Genomic DNA, 20795 nt, shown 5'->3' on the forward strand with positions numbered 1-20795 from the left:
CCCCTACTTTATCAGTAAGCTCTGTACACAGTGCAAACCTTTTTCCTCTAAAAAATAGACGATATATACTATAAAAAAACATGTTTTCCTTCGTTGCAAAAGTGGAAATGTTATTATTGCATAAAAACCCAGTAAATTTTTAGGTTATTTTTAAGAACACTTTGAAAAAGAAATAGCTATATTCACATAAATCCTCATTTTAATTTTTTCGCATTAGGTCTTGTCTACTAAAAAACTTCTTAAAGTAGAACATTACTGCATAAAGTACCGTTTTAACTTACTATTTATTTGCAAATTTACTTAAGTATCCTACACAAAGACTCTGGGCTTTTAGTCATTTATTATCTGTAAATAAGTCACTGCTTAATCTATCTTGAAATGCTTCAATTCTGCTATCCGTGCATAATTGTTCACGCGTTAAATAGAAAACACTGATGCTTCCATTAACGCTCAGTCGCATCTCATATAACTGCTCATTAATTTGTGTTATTTCTAATGCGTTATGATGGTCAAGTTGAAAATTTACGCTTTTCATTTATAATCCCTCCGTCCCTATTATAGTCAAAAAGGCAAAAAAACGATTAACAGCTTTAACCCTGTTAACCGCCCATTGAATACTAACCTAGCACATATTCTGCTAAAACACTTTGCACTTTATAAATGTTAGTCGATTTATTAAAATTTTTCTGTATCGGCAATTGGCTGCCTGAAACCCAAATTTTCAGCTCTGCATCCAAATCAAATGTGCCCGCCGTTTCCACTGAAAAATGCAAAATATTTTTGTAAGGAATTGAATGATATTCGGTTTTCTTACCCGTTACCCCTTGTTTATCGATTAAAATTAACCGCTTATTCGTAAAAATAAACGTATCTCTAATAATTTTATACGCATTTTGAATGGTCTCATTCGGTATTAAGATCTCTTTCATTTCTTCCTGCAATTTATCTAGATTGACTTCACTTGCATTGCCCATTAATCCATCAAATAACCCCATGTCTATTTCCCTCCAATTTTTCAAGCTTTATATAGTATATATTACATTTTGTAACAAAAATACCATTCATAGTTCATTAATGATAGGATACAATCCATCATTAATTTGCCACTGTACTTTGCAGAAATAAATAAACTGGGGGAATTTAAATTAATTTGCAATAAACGGTGCTTTATGTACATAGTTTAAATTGTCGATTTGATGAATGATAAAAGTCGCAATATCTTGATTAGTTATTTTTGTGCCAGGCATATCCGTTAAATGTTCTTTCAAATTTCCTCTTTCTGCGCCATCTACTATAAATGGTAGTCTAATTAACGTCCATTGAATATGTGGATGATTGGTCAAAATATCCCATTCTTTCTTCTTGTCTCCCATCATATTAGAGTACATTATTTTAAACAACGCTGCCCCTATTCTATTTAACGTACTTTTGTGATCGCCTGTTATTGTTAGAGAGCCACCTGTTACACCAATGTAACGATCAATATGTAATGCAGTCATTACATCGAGTATATTTTTAGTGATACTGCTATACATCGCCTTCTCTTTGATTGGTTGACCAAAGGTATTTATAACTACTTGACAATCTTTTAGTAGCTTACGAATATCTTCTACATTTTTTACATTCCCTTTGACGATTTCAATCCTACTGTCCTTGTCTATTACTTTTTCTGGATTTCGAACTAACATGCGGACTTGATATCCTTTCGCTACCGCTTTAGAAGCAATATAACGCCCTACTTTCCCCGTTCCACCAATAAGAGCCACCTTGTAAGCATTAACCATAAAATCCCTCCAAAACTCATGATACTAGGTATACGGTCAAACGTCTGTTTAGATTCAAATTTCCTGTTCTTCAACTTCTATGCCGTATTACTTCAATGGCTCGCTGCCCTATCATTTTTTATCTAACGACGAAAGTATTATAAAATTTTCGGTATATAAAAGACGCCTCTTTAAACAGTACATGTAAACTGTCTAAAAAGGCGTTATGTTTTTCACTGTGAAGCGCCATGACCAATCTAAACAGAAACAATGATCCGGTCGTATGCTCTCGCGCTATGAATGTATTACAAGCAATGTTTACAATTATTGATATATGAATTATTCGCCTCTTGCAGCATTGGCCTGTTTGATGGCAGCATTAAATTGCTCAACAGCAGAACGATGTGCTTGATTCACATCACCGCCATTATAAATCGTTTCAAGAGCCGTTTCTATAATTTTACGACCTTCTGGAAGCATATCCATTAACGCGCCTTGTGTTGCATAAGATTCTTTTGTATCTTGTAGCTGATTTACTGTAACTTGTAATTGGGGTTTTTTAGCCCAAGCATCTTTCACGATTTGTTCTTCATATGCAGACGGATTAATGGCAAAGTATCCTGTTTCTACATGCCACTCTGCTTGCACTTTTGGAGTTTGTAAATATTTCATAAATTCCCAAGCTGCTTTTTGCTCAGCGTCTGATTTACCAGCAGTCATCCAGAGACTAGCTCCCCCAATAACAACGCCTTGACGAACTTTATTTGCTGGATAAGGCAAATAAGCAATACCTACTTCAAATGAAGCATTGTCAATAATATCCCCTGAACTAGCAGAAGATTGTAAAAACATCGAGACATCCCCTGCCAAAAATCCAGCCATCATGTTATCATAATTTGTACCATAATTAGCAAATGTCCCATCATCAACCATATTCTTTACCCAGTTGAGGATTGATTTGCCCTCTTCTTCCGACCAACCGATTTCCGTAGGCGTCTCTTTTCGTCCATTGTCATTATTTAATAATAACGCGCCTTGGTTGGCTAATAATTGCTCCCATAACCAACCGTATGCTTGTAATGCAAAACCTTTCATTTTTGGATTAGATTCAACGATTGCTTTACTTGCTTCTGCTACTTCCTCAAACGTTTTTGGTGGCGCATCTGGATTTAGTCCTGCCGCTTTAAATGCATCTTTATTGTAATACATAACTGGAGTGGAAGAATTAAAGGGCATCGAATAGAACTTCCCATCTAACGAATAATACTTTGTAATATTTTCTTCTAATTCACTCATATCATATCCGTCTGCATCAATTAACTCTTGAATAGGAAGAATTTGTCCACTGTTAATCATCGCCTTTGTGCCTATTTCAAATGTCTGAATTACTGTCGGTGCACTATCTGAACCAGCAACTGCGTTAAACTTTGTTAACGATTCATCATAAGTACCTTGGTAGAGCGCTTTAACATGAATTTTATCTTGTGATTTATTAAAATCTCCTACAATTTTATTTAACGACTCTTGGGCAGCTCCACCCATCGAATGCCAAAACGTTACCTCTTGCATCCGTGTATTTTCAGTAGAACTAGGCTTGTCTCCTTCTTGCCCTTGTGTAGAATTACCTTCTGAACTACATGCTGACAACAATACAACAATTCCAAGTGTAAGAAATGCAAATAATTTTCTCATCTTATTTCTCCTTTTATTGGATTTAAATAAATTCGATTACTTCAATGCACCTTCCGTTAAACCTTTTTGAAGCTTCTTTTGTCCAAAGAACAATAAGATTAATGTTGGAATAATAACAATCACTGCGCCTGCCATGATAACACCCCATTCATTTACCTGCTCTTGGGTCTGTAATTGCTTCAAACCGATTTGTACAGTACGTACCTTGTCATTTGTTGTGGCTAAGAGTGGCCATAAGTACATGTTCCACGAGGATAAAAATCCATATATCCCGAATGTCACTAAACTAGACTTTGCAACTGGTAATACAACTGTTAGATAATATTTAACATCACCTATACCGGCAATTTGACTTGCCTCCCTTAATTCCTTAGGTATTTGTTTAAAGTTTTGTCTTAGCAAGAAGGTTCCAAAAGCTGTTGCAAAGAAAGGGATAGTCAACCCTGCATAAGAATCAATCCAATCTAAATCACGGATTAAATGAAAATTAGGAATAACCGAAACCTCAAAAGGAACCATTAAAGTTGCAATAAAAATATAGAATAATAAATCTCTCCCTTTGAACTCTAAAAAAACAAAAGCATAAGCTGCTAAACTTGATAACAGTAGTTGTCCCAGCATAATAACAATTGACACTAATAAACTATTTATTAAATAACTAAGTAAAGGTGTACGTTCAAATGCTCGACTATAATTATCAACGGTGAGTGCAGTCGGTATGCTACCGGTTAAAATATCTTGATTAGTCATCAAGCTCATTACAAATGCCAAAATCATAGGTCCTGCTAACAGTAAAGCTGAAAGGATGAGAATGACATAAAAAATGACTTTTTTGCTGGTAGACATTGTCATTGGTAATGTACCTTCCTTTCACCTAGCTTAAATTGTAATAATGTCATTAATAAGATTAAAATGAACAGCACAATGGCTTGTGCACTTGCTGAACCAAACCTATAATTTACAAAAGCCTCTCGATAAATCGAGTAAACAAGTAAATTCGTTTCATTTACTGGTCCGCCCTGTGTTAAGATATCAATTTGCCCAAACGATTGAAATGCATTAATAATTGTTACAGTAATTACAAAGAATAACGTGGGTGACAGCATTGGAATTGTTATTCTACGCAATTTATAGAAATAACCTGCTCCTTCGATCTCAGCACTTTCATATAAAGATGAATCAATCGATTGCAACCCACTAAATAAAATTAAAAAGGTAAAACCTATGTTCATCCAAATTGTTGTAGCAGAGACAGCAAGAAGTGCCCATTTTGGATCTGTTAGCCATCCAATTGCTTCAAACCCAAAGACATCGAGTATTTGGTTAAATAACCCCATCGTCGGATTAAACAGATACAACCATAATACAGAAGCTGCGGCAACTGATACTCCCATAGTGGAGGAAAAAATCGTTCGAAAGAAGCCAATTCCTTTAAGTTTTTCATTGGCTATTACAGCAAGGAACAAACTAATAATGATGGTAGTGGGCACCGTATAGAAGACAAATAAAAACGTAGATTTCATGCTTTTCAAAAAAAGAGGTGAGGCGAACATATTCACATAGTTTTCGAGCCCAACAAATATAGTCGTATCACCGCTTGCTTTCGTTAAGAAAAAGCTTAAATAGATGGTCCGAAACAGAGGATAAAACAAGAAAACACTAAACAGAATAATAGAAGGTAATAAAAACAACATCCCTTTATAAAAATTGTTCATTCGGATTTTCTTTTTAACTTGCTCCATTTCTATAAGGTGGTTGTTATTTGTATTATTAGTAGTGTTCGTCATACGCATGTTGTTAAAACCTCTTGTACTCTACCTTGAGAAACTGAGTGAATTAAATTGCCAGTTACCGAATCAAAGAATAATAGATTTTCTGGCAATATTTGTACTGGCACTTTTTGTCCTATTTTGATGAACCATTGTCCAGACCACCTAGCCGTCCATAACTCAGCACCAACTTCAAATGCTATTGATGTTTCATTCCCTAATTGTTCTACATTCACCGCTTCCAAAAGATAGTTTGTGTTTTCAATTGTTCCTGGCAGTAGATGCTCAGCTCGAATGCCAATCGTAAACTGTCTATTTGTAGGTAGTTCCTCCCCAAATAAAGAACTTATGTCTAGATGAAGATGACCTTCAACTACTAATTGTTTGCCCTCTTCTGAAAGAATCGCTTTTCCCAAATTCATCTTTGGAGAACCGATAAAAGAAGCTACAAATAAATTAGCTGGTTCGTTATAAAGCGTAATTGGTTTTCCAACTTGTTGAATTTTCCCATCGTTTAAGACCATTATTCTGTCTCCCATTGTCATCGCTTCTACTTGGTCATGGGTAACATAAATCATTGTCATTCCTAACTTTTTTTGCAATCTACGAATTTCCACACGCATATTCGCACGCAACTTTGCATCCAAATTTGAAAGTGGTTCATCCATTAAACATAGTGGTGATTGACTTACAATCGCTCGCGCTAGTGCTACACGTTGCCTTTGACCTCCGGATAACTCTCTTGGTTTACGTTCCAACAATTCAATTAATCCCATCATTTCCGCGGCTTCATATAATCTTCTTTGTCGCTCTTGTTTCTTCACTTTTTTTGCCTGTAAACCAAATAGAATGTTTTGTTCTACAGAAAGATGCGGATATAAGGCATAATTTTGGAAAACCATTGATAAATTCCGATCTTTTGGTGGAATATGATTTACTATTTTACCGTTCATTTTCAATATACCTTCAGAAATTTCCTCAAGACCTGCAATCATTCTAAGTAACGTACTCTTTCCAGACCCAGAAGGTCCAACAAGGACAAAGAACTCACCTTTGTTAATTGTTAAATTGATTTCATTCAATACAGCTTGCTTTTTTTGGTACGTCTTTGAAATCTTAACTAACTCAATATGGCTCATCTCTAACCTCCTTATTTTTTCTCGCTATTATTTTAAAACATATATTTTTCGAAAAATAAGGATTTCTGCAGATTTATAACAAAAAATTAACATTATTTATAAAGCCTTAATATTTTTATAAATCTGCCTGAAAACGTCTTTTTTGCATATGTATCGTTTTAATTACTTGTTTCTTGCCAAAATCTCGCAAAAAAAAAACACCTCCATAAATGGGATATCCCAGAAATGAATGTGTTTATAGTTTATTTTAATAATTTATCAATTAGTAATGCACTAATAGTTAGTTGCTATAATATTAAAAATCTCTCTAAATAAGTCCTGTAAGCTGTTATAACTGTTAATTAACTCGCCATCATATCAATACGAATCTTGTCCGCAATCATGGCGATGAATTCGCTATTTGTCGGCTTCGACTTTAAGTGGTGTACGGTGTAGCCAAACATCGACGAAATGGACTCGTAATTGCCACGATTCCATGCGACTTCAATGGCATGACGAATCGCACGTTCTACACGTGACGGTGTTGTATTGAATTTCTTTGCTATTTCTGGATAAAGAATTTTCGTCACAGACCCTAATAACTCGATATCTTCAAACACCATTTGTATCGCTTCCCGTAAATACGAGTAACCTTTAATATGAGCAGGTACGCCAATTTCTTTAATAATCGCTGTAATGGTGCTATCAAGCTGATGCTGATTTAATTTTTGAGGAGTTGTCGGCTGTAATACACTCGCCTTTTTCGGTATAGAAGCCTTTTGGCCAGCACAATGTAATATTTTTTGGACAAGCTGGTCGAATTCAAATGGTTTTAGCATAAAGTACGATGCTCCTAAATCCACTGCCTGTTTCATTACATCTTCTTGACCAAATGCTGTGAGCATAATGACTTGTATCGAAGACATACGATCATTTTGATACATCGCTTCCAATACTGCTAATCCATCTAGATGAGGCATAATTATATCCAGTAATAAAATATCAGGTGTGTATTCTTCAAGCATTTGAAGACATACTTTCCCATTCGAGGCCGTTGCAATTATTTCAATTTCGGGATGTCCTTGAAAATAATGCTCCATTGTTTTTAATAATTCTCGATTATCATCTGCTATCGCCACTTTTACCTTTGTCATTTCCATTCCTCCTTCTGGACTTTGCTTTGACTGTTCAAAGCATAAAACCGTTACCCCTAATGTCTTTTTGACACACTGTGGAATTTTCGACATTTTTGGGTTAAAAACCTTTTCAATTTCCAAAAATGAGTATGTAGTCCGATACTTTCTTTTTTTCTCGACAAGTTACGATACTTAACAGCAAATTGTCGAATACACTTATCACTTATTTTAGTGAAAAAATGCTGATAAAACTACACTTTTTTTTAAGTATCGCTAAAGTGTTCACAAAAACCATGAAATACTTGGGTAAAGAGCTAAAATATACTATTTTACCCATGAAAGAACGGAGCTACCAGAGGCAGCTCCATCCAATTCATGAAGATTTTCTTAACATTTCTGCCACTGTAATAGCAGCCCCTTTTTTCGGTTCCTCAACAAACATATGTGTGACAGCACCAACGAAACGACCATCTTGTATGATGGGACTACCACTCATACCTTGTAAAATGCCACCTGTTTTTTCAATAAGCTTTTCGTCAGAAACGATAAATTCAAGCCGTTCATTTTCAACTTTTGTAATTTCAATGGAAAATGTTTCGACTTTACTTCCTTCAATAGCTGTATAAATTTCAGCCTTCCCCAATTTTATATCTTTTGCATGCATAATTTCGATGGCTTTGGGCAATCTTTGTTGATAGCTATCTTCCCATCGGCCAAAAATTCCATAAACCGTATTTTTATCAATACTCCCTAATCGTTCCTGATGTTTTTCAATGGAGGAAATTTTATAGCCGGGTTGACCAGGTAGGCTTTTACGGATTTGATGAATGGATGCTAAGAAAATGGAGCCTGCTCGGAAGACAGGTGCTTCTTGGAGAGTTGAGTCGACAATCTGGTGGCCTAATGCTCCGTAATTTAATGTCTCTGGATCAATGTATGTCAATGTCCCTACTCCATCTGTTTCATCCTTTAAAAAAGAGATGACATGTTCTGCTTCTTGCTTTTGTAAGTCAACTGTTAATGCTTTACCTTCACTTTTTATCGTCCATTTTTGTTGCCCATGGCGAGCAATGGCTTGCTTGGCATCAGCAAGTGTTTTTACCGTTGTATCATTTATTTTTTCGATAACGGCGCCTCCTTTCATCCACTGATTGGAAGCTAATAACACATCATGCGCAACAAAGACATGTGATAATTGAAGCTGAATTCCAATTGCTTCACCCATCGGTATTAATTTTTTGGCCGCAAAAGCCTGAATGGGCATAAATAACAAAACGATGAGCATAGGCAAAATGACAAATTGACGCCAACGACGATTCATACGACACCTCCTTTTGAATTTTGTCTTTATACTATGTGTTGTTGTGCGGTTCTTATAAGCGGTAAATATTTGTGCAAAATGAAAAAAACCCAGAAACATTGGATTGCCTCTGGATTTTCTTATTAATTTAGCGCATTTGTTTTTTTCGTTCGTTTGCCATCTTTAACAATTCTGTCGCATGCTGTAAAGTTAAATCGGTAATTTCTGCACCTGACATCATTCTGCTCACTTCTTCAATACGAGCATCTGTATCGATTTCTGCTAAAGAAGTAAATGTCCGATCATGTTCAACCTCTTTTTTAATGAAGTAATGATGGTCAGCCATCGCCGCCACTTGAGGTAAATGCGAAATACACAAAACTTGAGAATTAACAGAAATAGCTGCAATTTTTTCAGCGATTGCTTGCGCTACGCGACCGCTTACGCCAGTATCCACTTCGTCAAAAATAATGGATGTTACACCATTGGAAGAAGAAAAAATCGTTTTTAATGCTAACATCATACGCGACAATTCCCCACCAGAAGCAATTTTCGGTAAAGATTTCGGTGGTTCCCCGACATTCGTTGAAATATAAAAGATCACTTGGTCTTTACCATTGACATCAAAGTAAGGTAAAGCATCAAAATTTACAATAAATTTTGCTTTTTCCATATGTAATTCACGTAGCTCTGCCATAATAGCCTCGCTTAAATCATTGGCTGCTGCTTTTCGAACATGCGAAAGTTTTACAGCAAATTCACTTAATACTACTTCCATTTCAAGTACTTTTCGTTCTTTTAATTGTAATATTTCATCACGATTCAAAAGCTCACTAAGCTCTGTTTTAATCTTCTCATAATAGGCGAGCATTTCTTCAACAGTGGAGCCGTATTTGCGCTTTAAGTTTTGGAAAAGTGCCAAGCGTTGCTCCACTTCATTTAATCGCGCAGGATCGAATTCTAACTCATCTAATACATTTTTTACCTGATAGGCAGCATCCTGTAAAGCGTAAAAAGCAGTTGTTACCGACTCAGATGCCTCTTTAAACTGTTCATCGATGACCGCCGCATCATCTAATGCGCCCATCGCTGTACCGATCCAGTCAAGCCCTTTTGTCTCTCCCTGAATTGCTTCATAGGCAGCACTCGAACGTTCGAAAATTTTATTAAAATTCATTAGACGACGACGTTCATCTAACAGCTCATCTTCTTCACCAAGCTTTAAATTTGCATCTTCCAATTCTTTCATTTGGAATTGGTACAAATCAATGCGTTGCGCCATTAACTGCTCATCAATAGAAATGGTGGCTAATTCTTTTTTTAATGCCCGATATTCGTTATATTGAATACTGTATTGTTCAAGAATCGGTGATAGTTGCTCTTCTGCAAATTGATCCAATAAATGAATATGTTGTTTTTCATCCATTAGTTCTTGATTTTCATGTTGACCATGTATATCAATTAAACTTGCACCAATATCTCGTAAAACCGATAAAGGGACCAATTTGCCATTTACCCGACAAACACTTTTACCAGAGTCATTTAAATCGCGGCGTAAAATAATAGAATCTTCTTCTATTTCAATGCCTGCTTCCTCCAATTTCTTATATACAGGATGTGCAGTGCTTGAAATTTGAAACAACCCGCCTAACTCTGCTTTTTTAGCACCATGACGAATAAATTCTGAATTGCCTCTACCACCAGCAAGTAAATGTACCGCATCAATAATAATGGATTTCCCAGCACCAGTTTCTCCTGTTAGTACAGTTAAACCATCCGAAAAACTAACCGTTAAATCCTCGATGATGGCAAAATTTCGAATACTAAGCTCTCTTAACACAAATTGTCACCTCTGAATTAAATTCAACTGCTATTATATCTCGTGCTATCAGATGCAAAATGACCGCTTTTTTTAAAACAGGCAAGCAACTGTTAACCTTTGGATTTTTGTTTCTTTCTTATAGCATGTCCAATAAGCGATTTTTTGTATTTTCTCGCTCGGCTTCATCGCGACAAATAATTAAAATAGTATCATCCCCTGAAATCGTACCTAAAATTTCAGGCCAATCTAAATGATCCAGTAATGACGCAATAGCATTTGCATTACCTGGGAGTGCTTTCATTACTAAGAAATGGGATGCTCCGTCAATGCTCACAAAAGCATCCGCTAATGCACGATGTAATTTTTGTACTGGATTGAATCGTTGGTCTGCGGGTAAGCTATATTTATAGCGTCCATCCTGCAAAGGTACTTTTACTAAGTGCAGTTCTTTAATATCACGTGAGACCGTTGCTTGTGTCACATTATAGCCTGCATCCTTTAAAAAATCGACTAAATCATCTTGTGTTTCAATTTCATGATTTGCAATAATATCACGAATCCGTATATGTCTTTGCCCTTTATTCATATCGTTCACCTCTTATAAATAGTTAAATATTTGTATAATTACACTACCATTTTCAGCATAAAAGCACAAGAAAAAACACGGCTCTACTTAATGAGCACGTGTTATTTTAGTGCACTATGCGCTTCTTCAACGAGTGCATTAAAAGCTGTATATGGTGGAATACTTTCATCCCCTATAGGATTCACTAAATGGAATAAAAATTCAATATTCCCCTCACCGCCAGTAATCGGCGAAAAAGAAGCATCCTTCACAACAAAGCCGACTTTTGTTGCCATAGCAGCGGTTTTTTCTAGAACATCGAGATGGACTTTTTTATCACGGACGATACCCTTTTTACCAACATTCTCTTTACCTGCTTCAAACTGTGGTTTAACAAGTGCCATGACATCACCACCTGGCATTAAAACCGTTTTTAGTACCGGTAAAATCAATGATAGTGAAATAAAGCTCACATCGATTGTAGCAAACTCTGGTAAACCTTCCGTTAAATCTGCCGCTGTTGTATAGCGGAAATTCGTTTTTTCCATAACTGTTACACGTTCATCTGAACGAATTTTCCACGCAAGCTGATTGGAGCCAACATCTAAGGCATAACAATGTCGCGCACCATTTTGTAATGCACAATCTGTAAAACCACCTGTAGAGGAGCCGATATCAAGCATCAGCTTCCCCTCTACAGACATATCAAAAATTTGCAAAGCTTTTTCTAGTTTCAAGCCACCACGGCTCACATATTTTAAATCTGACCCTTTTACTTGCAGCGGTGCATCGATTGCAATTTTTTCTCCTGCTTTGTCGATGCGTATTTCATTAGAAAAGACAAGACCCGCCATAATGGACCGTTTTGCCTTCTCGCGCGTCTCACAGAGCCCACGCTCTACAAGTAAAATGTCTACACGTTCTTTCGGTTGTTTTGTCATTATTTGTTCAAACCTACTTGCTGTTTTTGTTGTAGTAACACTTGCATACGTGCTACTGTATCTTCTGCTGTCATATGGATTTCCGCTAGCAGTTGGTCTACGTTTCCATGCTCAATAAATTGATCTGGAATACCCATTCGATCAATGATTGCAGTGAAATAACTATGGTCGTGCGCAAATTCTAAGACGCCACTACCAAAGCCCCCCTGTAATACCGCTTCTTCAATCGTTAGCACTGGTTTATTGCTAGTAAATATACGATGCAGCATGTCCTCATCCATCGGCTTAATAAAGCGAGCATTCACCACTTCAATTTCTACGCCTTGTTGCGCGAGCATATGCGCTGCTTCCATTGCCATTGGAATAGTTGTGCCGAATGTTAATATCGTCGCATCTTTCCCCTCACGCAGCACTTCCCAACTACCTATTGGTAAAGCCATAAGCTCCTCATCGAGTGGGACGCCTATCCCATTTCCACGTGGATAACGAAGGGCAATCGGTCCGCCGTTATAATCAATGGCTGTTTTCACCATATGTTGACCTTCATTCTCATCCTTTGGCATCATAATCGTCATATTGGGAATATGTCGAAGGAATGCTATATCAAAGACGCCTTGGTGTGTTTCACCATCTGCACCAACTAAGCCAGCACGATCAATCCCAATGAAAACGTTTAAATTTGGACGCGCAATATCATGTAGAACTTGGTCATATGCACGCTGTAAAAACGTTGAATAAATCGCTAAAAACGGCTTCATTTTTTGAGTAGCAAGACCTGCAGCCATCGTTGCGGCATGTTGTTCAGCTATGCCGACATCAAAAAAGCGTTTAGGAAAGTCTTTTTGAATCCCTTGCAATTTTGAGCCAACAGGCATCGCTGGCGTAATCGTCACAATGCGTTCATCTTCATGTGCAATTTTACGAACAGTTTCAGCGATTAAACTACTCCACGCAGGACCTTTTGTTTCAGATTTAACAAAGGCACCGGTCTCCATTTTATATGGCCCTGTCCCATGCCAATTCCCGATTGTATCGTCTTCTGCTGGTTTGTAGCCTTTTCCTTTTTTCGTAATGACATGCACAAGCACTGGGCCTTTTACTTTTTTAGCATAGGATAAAGTCGTTTCAAGCGCCTCAAAGTCGTGACCATCAATTGGCCCTAAATATTTAAAGCCTAATTCCTCAAAGAAGACACCAGAAACGACTAGATATTTCAAACTGTCTTTCAAGCGTTCAGCAGTTGAAGCTAGCTTCCCACCTAAAACCGGAATTTTATTAATTAACGATTCTAATTCTTCTTTGGCTTTTGAATATTCTTTGGCAGTTCGTAAGCGACCTAATACGTTGTGTAATGCGCCAACATTCGGTGCTATGGACATTTCGTTGTCATTTAAGATGACAATCATATTAGTTTTTGCATGCCCTATATGATTTAATGCCTCAAGCGCCATACCGCCAGTTAAAGCTCCGTCCCCAATAATCGGTACGACGAAGTTTTTTTCGTTTTTAATATCACGTGCTGCTGCCATACCCATGGCTGCTGACAACGATGTCGAGCTATGACCCGTTTCCCATTCATCATGTTCACTCTCCACAAGCTTTGGAAAACCACAAAGCCCTTTGAACTGACGCAAAGTGTCAAATTGACTCGCACGACCTGTCAAAATTTTATGCACGTAAGCTTGGTGGCCAACATCCCATAAAAACTTATCTTTTGGACTGTCAAACATTTTATGAAGCATAATTGTCAGCTCCACAACACCCAGGTTCGGTCCGATATGACCACCTGTGACAGAACATTTTTCAATTAAGAAAGTTCGAATTTCTTTTGCAAGTTGTTCAAGCTCTCTCTTATCTAAGTTTTTTAAAAAGGATGGACTAGAAATCTTGTTTAAATCCACCTTTCTCACACACCTTTTCAATAAATTATTCACCGCAATCGTGTTTCCACCATTATAACAGTGTTATCCATATGCTAAAAGTACGAACACTTATTGTTTGCCTCTTGGCAAACGTCCTCACCTATTCTAGCATATTCTTTCCCTTTAACGCCCATTTTTTCTCTTAGTTTTTACGATGAACAATATAGGCCGCAAACTCACGCAGTAAGCTGACATCTACTTGTAAGTTATCCAGTGCTGCAATAGCTAGCTGATAATGGTCAGCAAGTTTTTCTTTGGCTCCAGCTAACGTTAGTAATGCAGGATATGTGCTTTTATCGCTCGCTACATCCTTCCCTGCTGTTTTGCCTAATTCCTCTGTTGTGCCTTCAATATCTAAAATGTCGTCTTGGATTTGGAATGCCAGCCCAATATGATGCGCATATTCTTTTAAAGTAGCACGGTCTTCTTGCGAAGCATTGGCTAATACTGCACCCGATTCAATACTAAATCGTAAAAGTGCACCTGTTTTATTGACATGTACATGTTCTAGTTCCGTTAGGCTTAGTTGACGTTGCTCACCTTCCATATCGAGCACTTGACCGCCAACCATCCCTTCAGCACCTGCTGCTACGCTTAGAAGATTGACAAGTTCTATTCGTTGCTCCGCTGAAAGATCCATGCGCGCTAAAATGCCAAACGCTAGCGTATTTAACGCATCGCCTGCAAGTGTTGCAAGGGCATCACCAAACACTTTATGGTTAGTTGGTTTGCCACGACGGAAATCATCGTTATCCATGCTCGGTAAATCATCGTGAATTAAAGAATACGTATGAATCATTTCAATAACAGCACCGACTGTAAGCCCTGCTTTTAGGTCTTTACCGTAGATTTCTAAAACTGCTAATACAAACAGTGGGCGAATACGTTTGCCCCCTGCCTTTAATGAATATAGCATCGACTCTTTTAAATGAGCTGGTGCGTCAATTTTCTCAACAAGTGCAAACATCTCAGCCTCCACTTGTGGTGTGTTGCTCTGAATAAAATGTTTTAATTGTTCGTTCATTTTAACTAGTTCTCTCCCTTTAGCGGATCAAATACTGTTGTTTCGCCTGTTTCTTGAACAATTGAAATTAACTGTTCCTCGGCATGCTGTAGTTTACTATGGCAAAACTGTGAAAGCTCCATGCCCTGCTTATATAAATCAATAGCATTTTCTAATGGCACATCACCCTGCTCTAATTGGCGGACTATTTCTTCAAGTGCCGTCATTGCTTCTGCGAATGTTTGTTGTTTCTTCGCCATTGCTATTCCTCCTTACTATTTGGCAAGACATTTGTCACTTCGGCTATTACTTTCCCATCGTGGAAGGCCAATGTTAGTTGATCTTGCCGCTTTAAGTCAGTAGACGATTTCAACACTTTGTCATCTTTATATGCGACTGTGAATCCTCTTGTTAAAATAGCAAGCGGATTTAATGCTTCGAGTGTTCTTACAGATGCCTCAAATTGTTGTTTTTGCTTTGTTACGTAATGTGTTGCAGAACGTGTTAGCTGTTGAATGCGCTGTTCTAATTCCCTTTGATGAAAAACGAGCGCTTTTTTTGGTGATTGCTGCTCTACTGCGCTATGCAATTTTTGAAGTTGTGCTTCTTTTTTCATCAAATCTACTTGCATCGCTTTTTGTAAAGTTGTTTCAAGCTGTGCTAGCCGTTCGGTAAACGGACGATACAATCTTTCTGGCATCGATAAAGGATAGGACTGTTGTAGCTTATTTAGACGTTGTCGCTCCGTTATAAGTTGCGCCCTCACGATTTGGTGAAGCTGCGATTTTTGAGTCAACACTCGTTGATACAATTCTTGCTGGTCAGGAACTGCCATTTCAGCAGCAGCAGTCGGCGTTGGTGCACGTAAATCTGCTACATAATCGGCAATCGTCGTATCCGTTTCGTGCCCTACTGCGCTAATAATTGGAATCCGACTATCAAAAATAGCACGTGCTACAGCTTCCTCATTAAACGCCCATAAATCTTCAATTGATCCTCCACCCCGTCCTACTAACAAGACGTCACAAACAGCATCTTGATTAGCGCGTTCAATATTGTGTACGATGCTTGGTGCTGCTTGTGCCCCTTGTACAAGGGTCGGATAAATGAGAATTTCAGCAAGCGGATACCGTCGCTTTAAGGTTGTACAAATATCTCGAATTGCGGCTCCGGTAGTGGATGTTAAAACACCTATTTTTTCAGGAAACTTTGGAATTGGCTGTTTCCATTCTGGTTTAAAAAGCCCTTCTTTTTGAAGCTGTTCTTTCAGTTGATTAAAAGCAACAAACAGGCTTCCGATTCCATCTGGTTGCATTTCCTGCACATATAATTGATATGTACCATAGCCTTCGTAAACGTTTACATCTCCTCGGATAAATACTTGCATACCCTCTTTAGGCTCGAATGCTAATTTTGTTGCTGCAGTTTTAAACATCGTAGCTGCAATCCGTGCGCCATCATCCTTTAACGTAAAGTAAATATGCCCAGATTGGTGTACTTTAACATTCGATAATTCCCCTTTGACATAAACTTCGCGAAGATGTGGATCTGCATCGAATTTTCGTTTAATATATTTCGTTAACGCTTTTACAGTTAAATAAGAAGCTGATGACATTATTTTCGGCTCCTTTACTAAAATCAAGTTTTTCACAAAACTACACTTATCATAACATTTTTTGTCGCCCCTGACGTGTAAAAATACAGTTTCACGAGAAAAAACGTCTGTCTTTCATCCTATTTTAAAACATTACTGTAACATATTTATTCCAAACTTGGCTCGGATGAAAGTGGCTACTATGTGTCCTTTTTAGTGGCGATTCTTGCAATATTTTATCCGCACACGATGTACTTGCAAAAAGAGAGCCACCTCAAAAGTAATGAGATGGCTCTCTAAGCAAACGAAATTCTATTGTAAGTAATTACTTCATTTTATTCGCAAGCTTTGTTTCTGCCGCTTGCACTGTGTTGAAGAGTAACATCGTGATTGTCATCGGGCCGACACCGCCTGGAACTGGTGTAATGTGAGATGCGATACCGTCAACCTCTGCAAAGTTTACGTCCCCGCATAGCTTGTTGTTTTCATCGCGGTTAATGCCGACATCAATAACAACAGCACCTTCTTTCACATGCTCTTTTGTAATAAAGTTCGCACGCCCCACCGCTGCAATTAAAATATCCGCTTGTTTTGTGAATGAAGGTAAATCTGGTGTTTTTGAATGCGTGTATGTCACCGTCGCATCTTTTTGTAGCAATAGTTGTCCCATTGGTTTCCCTACAATATGACTTCTACCTACAATGACTGCATGCTTTCCAGCGATTTCAATTCCTGAATATTCAAGAAGCTTCATCACGCCAAACGGAGTACATGGTAAAAATGTTTCCTGGCCAAGCATCATTTTCCCAACGCTAACTGGCGAGAAGCCATCTACGTCTTTTTCAACAGCGATTGTCGCAATAACTGTGTCCTCATCAATATGTTTAGGCAGTGGTAATTGTACTAAAATCCCGTGAATATCTTCACGATTATTTAAACATTCAATTTGCCCTAACAGCTCTTCTTGTGTCGTTTCCTCTGGCAGTTTAATTAACTCTGAAAACATCCCAATTGCTTCACAAGATTTTTGCTTATTTCTCACATATGTAGCTGAAGCTTGGTTGTCCCCAACTAGAACAACCGCTAAGCCTGGAATTAAACCTTGCTCCTTTAAAAGAGCTACTCGCTCGGCTACTGAACTACGAATTTCTTGACCAATCTCTTTACCATTAATAATTGCACTTGACATAAACCTTAGTTACTCCTTCCAATTCAACACATTTTTATTGTTCTGTAAATTTAGAAAGTACGCCATTAACAAATTTTGACGATTTATCGTCTCCAAATGTTTTGCATAACTCGATTGCTTCATTAAGTACTACTCTTTTTGGTGTTTCTTGCATGTATAAAAGCTCGTATACAGCTAGTCGTAAAACTGTTCTCTCAATTTTTGGCAGACGGGCAAGTGACCACTTTTCTAGATGCTGCGTTAATGCCGCATCAATTTCCTCTAAATGTTCAGCTGTTCCATTTACAATCTTTTCGTAGAAAGCATTTGTCGGTTGACCTTTAATATGTGCTTTTGCTTCTTCGACTGTAAGATCTGTATTGTCTAGCTGAAACAAAACTTGCAACGCTTTTTCACGTGCTTCATGTCGTTTCATGTAAAGCTCTCCTTCTTAAGTGGCATTAAGGTTTATAATAGCATAAATTCGTACGAGAAACACGGATTCAAGCAAGTTTTCAATAATCTGAAACCTTTTTCAAGCAACTTTCTACTTATTTTAACTTCTAATTTGTTGAAATGTTAAAAATGTAGTGCTACCTTATTTTTAACTTGTGGACCTTCTTACAATATATAACGGAAACTTTTTATAATAGGATGCAATCTTATCGAGCCATTTCTTTGCTGAATGCTATAATAAAAAAATACACTTTCTTTAGCGGGAGTTTGACACAAACGCAACATTTTTTACTAGTGGAGGAAAACAGATGAAAGAACATTATTATACAATCGGGGAAGTTGCAAAATTAGCAAACCTTTCTGTGCAGACCCTTCGTTACTACGACCAAATTGACTTGTTTAAGCCTGCTTATACTGATTCCGCTAGCAATTACCGCTATTATAAAGACAGTCAGATTTTTTACTTAGATATCATTAAGTCACTAAAATATATCGGGACATCACTTGAAGACATTAAAAAGGCGCTTATGCTAACGCCTGAAGAGCTGCTTGTTTTTTTAGAACAACAAGAACAACGGTTGGAAGAAAAAATTTCACGTCTGAATGAAGTAAGATACACGCTGTTGAAAACAAAAAAGCAAATGCAAGAGCAAATTGACATCCCCATCTTCGGCGAAGTTTACACGCGTTTTGAAGAAGAAATGCCAATATTACAAGTGACTACGACTGAACTGACACCCACTTCTAGCACCAATACATACTACAGCATTTTAACAAAAATTATCGAGAATGAAGGAAGTGTCTTAAATAGTCGCTATGGATGTATTTATCCGCTCGCTCATTACAAAGATGTAAATGACATTTTTTATGATGCGATTTTCACTCCACTATTAACGGAACGTAGATTTTCTAAACTGACAACGAATATGAAACAAACCATTGTACCAGCAGGTAAGTATGCTTGCATTGCTTTTATTTATCACCCCGATACGTATTTTTCCTTTTACGAAAAACTTAAAAAATATGTAGATGCGCAACAAACAGCATTTGAATCCACCGTTTACGAATTATATATGCCCGCAACCTTAACTGATGAGCAGGAAAAGAAGTTTATTGTAGAATTAAAAATCAGACAAAGTACGACGCTTTAATCACCTTCCTCATTGTAATAAGAATAATTCTAGTGCATTACATAACTATGCCGTTTTACTTCCACACTAAAAAAATAAAAACAAATCTTTTGACCCTATAGTAACTATAGGGTTTATTGTATTAGATGGAAAATATTCTAGTAGATTATGAATCTCGTGTATCGTGAACTGTTGAAGGAGAGAAAAATGAACAAGAATCAAGCTATAACATTAACTATTTTATTAGCCAATCTCTTTATCGCCTTTTTAGGAATAGGATTGGTTATCCCGGTATTACCAACTATTATGAACGAGCTTAATATTACAGGCTCTGTCGTTGGCTATATGGTGGCAGCATTTGCCATAACACAACTCATTGTATCGCCAATTGCAGGGAAACTGGTGGACCGTATTGGCCGAAAAATCATGATTGTTGTTGGTCTATTTATTTTTGGCCTTTCAGAGCTATTATTTGGGATGGGCCGTTCCATTGAAATTTTATTTTTATCGCGCATGCTTGGTGGTGTAAGTGCTGCTTTTATTATGCCCGCAGTAACAGCATTTATTGCTGATATTACAACAATGGCGCAACGTCCGAAAGCACTTGGCTATATGAGTGCAGCTATTAGTACTGGCTTTATTATAGGACCAGGGCTCGGTGGATTTTTAGCAGAATACGGTACACGTTTACCTTTCTTCGCTGCCGGTGTTCTCGGTTTCGTAGCAGCGTTATTATCGCTCACATTTTTAAAAGAACCGACACGTGCTACGGATGATACAGAAGCCGCATCTTCTATTTTCAGCAGTGCGAAACGAATTTTTAGCCCTTTGTATTTCATTGCATTTGTGCTTATTTTTGTCCTTTCATTTGGTCTTGCAGCATTCGAGTCACTCTTTAGTTTATTCGTTGATCATAAATTTGCATTTACACCATCTGATATTGCTATTATCATTACCGGTAGTGGTATTATTGGTGCCATTGCCCAATTACTATTGTTTGACTGGCTTACGAAGAAAATGGGCGAGATTAATGTTATTCGATACTCCCTCATTCTGTCTGCCACGCTGACTTTTGCCATGACAATCGTTAATCATTATTTCGCAATATTATTTGTGACATTCTTTATTTTTGTCGGCTTCGATTTAATTCGTCCTGCTGTTACGTCCTATTTATCAAAAATTGCAGGAAATGAGCAGGGCTTTGTCGGGGGCATGAACTCTATGTTTACAAGTCTCGGAAATATATTCGGACCAATTATTGGGGGAATATTATTCGACATTGACTTAAATTATCCTTATTACTTTGCTACCATCGTGTTAGTTTTCGGCGTAATACTTGCACTGTTCTGGAAGAAACCAAAAGATATCGCGCTATAAAACCTTTTAACCAATTTAAAAAGGAGTTGCCTTCTATGG

At 37.5% G+C, this 20795-nt stretch carries 20 protein-coding genes; 2 read left to right on the forward strand and 18 right to left on the reverse strand.

Annotated features, from left to right (window positions below):
• Positions 1–334 precede the first annotated feature (334 nt).
• The 18 genes from I5435_RS14000 to nusB all read right to left on the reverse strand — a co-directional run bounded on the left by I5435_RS14000 (position 335) and on the right by nusB (position 18229).
• Positions 335–535, reverse strand: a complete 201-nt coding sequence (locus I5435_RS14000) for a hypothetical protein (protein ID WP_024361162.1) — start codon at positions 533–535, stop codon at positions 335–337.
• Between the two features lie 82 nt (positions 536–617).
• Positions 618–995, reverse strand: coding sequence for a PH domain-containing protein (locus tag I5435_RS14005; protein WP_024361163.1), 378 nt, complete (start codon positions 993–995; stop codon positions 618–620).
• Between the two features lie 150 nt (positions 996–1145).
• The gene (locus tag I5435_RS14010) at positions 1146–1784 is read right to left on the reverse strand and encodes an NAD(P)-dependent oxidoreductase (RefSeq protein ID WP_108030033.1); all 639 of its coding nucleotides are present in this window, start codon (positions 1782–1784) and stop codon (positions 1146–1148) included.
• A 318-nt stretch (positions 1785–2102) separates the two neighbouring features.
• Entirely contained in the window at positions 2103–3455 is a 1353-nt protein-coding gene (locus tag I5435_RS14015; RefSeq protein WP_337982461.1) for an ABC transporter substrate-binding protein, read from the reverse strand.
• A gap of 36 nt (positions 3456–3491) precedes the next feature.
• Entirely contained in the window at positions 3492–4307 is an 816-nt protein-coding gene (locus tag I5435_RS14020) for a carbohydrate ABC transporter permease (protein ID WP_108030031.1), read from the reverse strand.
• On the reverse strand, positions 4304–5197 hold the full coding sequence (locus I5435_RS14025) for a carbohydrate ABC transporter permease (protein WP_258842107.1): 894 nt from the start codon (positions 5195–5197) through the stop codon (positions 4304–4306). The genes I5435_RS14020 and I5435_RS14025 overlap by 4 nt, the downstream gene beginning before the upstream one ends.
• Positions 5198–5238: 41 nt before the next feature.
• Positions 5239–6363 carry an ABC transporter ATP-binding protein gene (locus I5435_RS14030; protein ID WP_337982462.1) on the reverse strand — a complete coding sequence of 375 codons (1125 nt, stop codon included), beginning with the start codon at positions 6361–6363 and terminating at the stop codon, positions 5239–5241.
• A gap of 341 nt (positions 6364–6704) precedes the next feature.
• Positions 6705–7496 (reverse strand): sporulation transcription factor Spo0A, encoded by a 792-nt coding sequence (gene spo0A / locus I5435_RS14035; protein WP_024361169.1) that lies wholly within the window; start codon positions 7494–7496, stop codon positions 6705–6707.
• Between the two features lie 355 nt (positions 7497–7851).
• Positions 7852–8799, reverse strand: a complete 948-nt coding sequence (locus I5435_RS14040; RefSeq protein ID WP_024361170.1) for a SpoIVB peptidase S55 domain-containing protein — start codon at positions 8797–8799, stop codon at positions 7852–7854.
• Between the two features lie 127 nt (positions 8800–8926).
• Positions 8927–10618: a DNA repair protein RecN gene (recN, locus tag I5435_RS14045; protein WP_337982463.1), complete on the reverse strand. Its 1692-nt coding sequence runs from the start codon at positions 10616–10618 to the stop codon at positions 8927–8929.
• A 118-nt stretch (positions 10619–10736) separates the two neighbouring features.
• Complete coding sequence (gene ahrC / locus I5435_RS14050; RefSeq protein WP_024361172.1) at positions 10737–11186, reverse strand: transcriptional regulator AhrC/ArgR; 450 nt, start codon at positions 11184–11186, stop codon at positions 10737–10739.
• Between the two features lie 101 nt (positions 11187–11287).
• Positions 11288–12106, reverse strand: a complete 819-nt coding sequence (locus tag I5435_RS14055; protein WP_108029719.1) for a TlyA family RNA methyltransferase — start codon at positions 12104–12106, stop codon at positions 11288–11290.
• A complete protein-coding gene (dxs, locus tag I5435_RS14060; protein WP_024361174.1) occupies positions 12106–14007 on the reverse strand; it encodes a 1-deoxy-D-xylulose-5-phosphate synthase in 1902 nt (633 codons plus the stop codon). Before dxs ends, I5435_RS14055 begins: the two co-directional genes overlap by 1 nt.
• A 163-nt stretch (positions 14008–14170) precedes the next feature.
• The gene (locus I5435_RS14065; protein WP_024361175.1) at positions 14171–15052 is read right to left on the reverse strand and encodes a polyprenyl synthetase family protein; all 882 of its coding nucleotides are present in this window, start codon (positions 15050–15052) and stop codon (positions 14171–14173) included.
• A 5-nt stretch (positions 15053–15057) separates the two neighbouring features.
• Positions 15058–15291: an exodeoxyribonuclease VII small subunit gene (xseB, locus tag I5435_RS14070; protein ID WP_024361176.1), complete on the reverse strand. Its 234-nt coding sequence runs from the start codon at positions 15289–15291 to the stop codon at positions 15058–15060.
• A 2-nt stretch (positions 15292–15293) separates the two neighbouring features.
• Complete coding sequence (xseA, locus tag I5435_RS14075; RefSeq protein ID WP_025219922.1) at positions 15294–16646, reverse strand: exodeoxyribonuclease VII large subunit; 1353 nt, start codon at positions 16644–16646, stop codon at positions 15294–15296.
• A 304-nt stretch (positions 16647–16950) separates the two neighbouring features.
• Entirely contained in the window at positions 16951–17814 is an 864-nt protein-coding gene (gene folD / locus I5435_RS14080; RefSeq protein WP_337982464.1) for a bifunctional methylenetetrahydrofolate dehydrogenase/methenyltetrahydrofolate cyclohydrolase FolD, read from the reverse strand.
• A gap of 34 nt (positions 17815–17848) precedes the next feature.
• Positions 17849–18229: a transcription antitermination factor NusB gene (gene nusB / locus I5435_RS14085; protein WP_024361179.1), complete on the reverse strand. Its 381-nt coding sequence runs from the start codon at positions 18227–18229 to the stop codon at positions 17849–17851.
• A 328-nt stretch (positions 18230–18557) separates the two neighbouring features.
• On the opposite strand from nusB, the gene I5435_RS14090 reads away from it, so the two are divergent.
• Positions 18558–19400: a MerR family transcriptional regulator gene (locus I5435_RS14090; RefSeq protein WP_024361180.1), complete on the forward strand. Its 843-nt coding sequence runs from the start codon at positions 18558–18560 to the stop codon at positions 19398–19400.
• 186 nt (positions 19401–19586) lie between these two features.
• The gene (locus I5435_RS14095) at positions 19587–20756 is read left to right on the forward strand and encodes an MFS transporter (protein ID WP_024361181.1); all 1170 of its coding nucleotides are present in this window, start codon (positions 19587–19589) and stop codon (positions 20754–20756) included.
• Positions 20757–20795: the final 39 nt, after the last annotated feature.

The sequence above is a fragment of the Lysinibacillus sp. C5.1 genome (assembly GCF_016350185.1).
In the GTDB taxonomy this organism is placed as follows: domain Bacteria; phylum Bacillota; class Bacilli; order Bacillales_A; family Planococcaceae; genus Lysinibacillus; species Lysinibacillus sphaericus.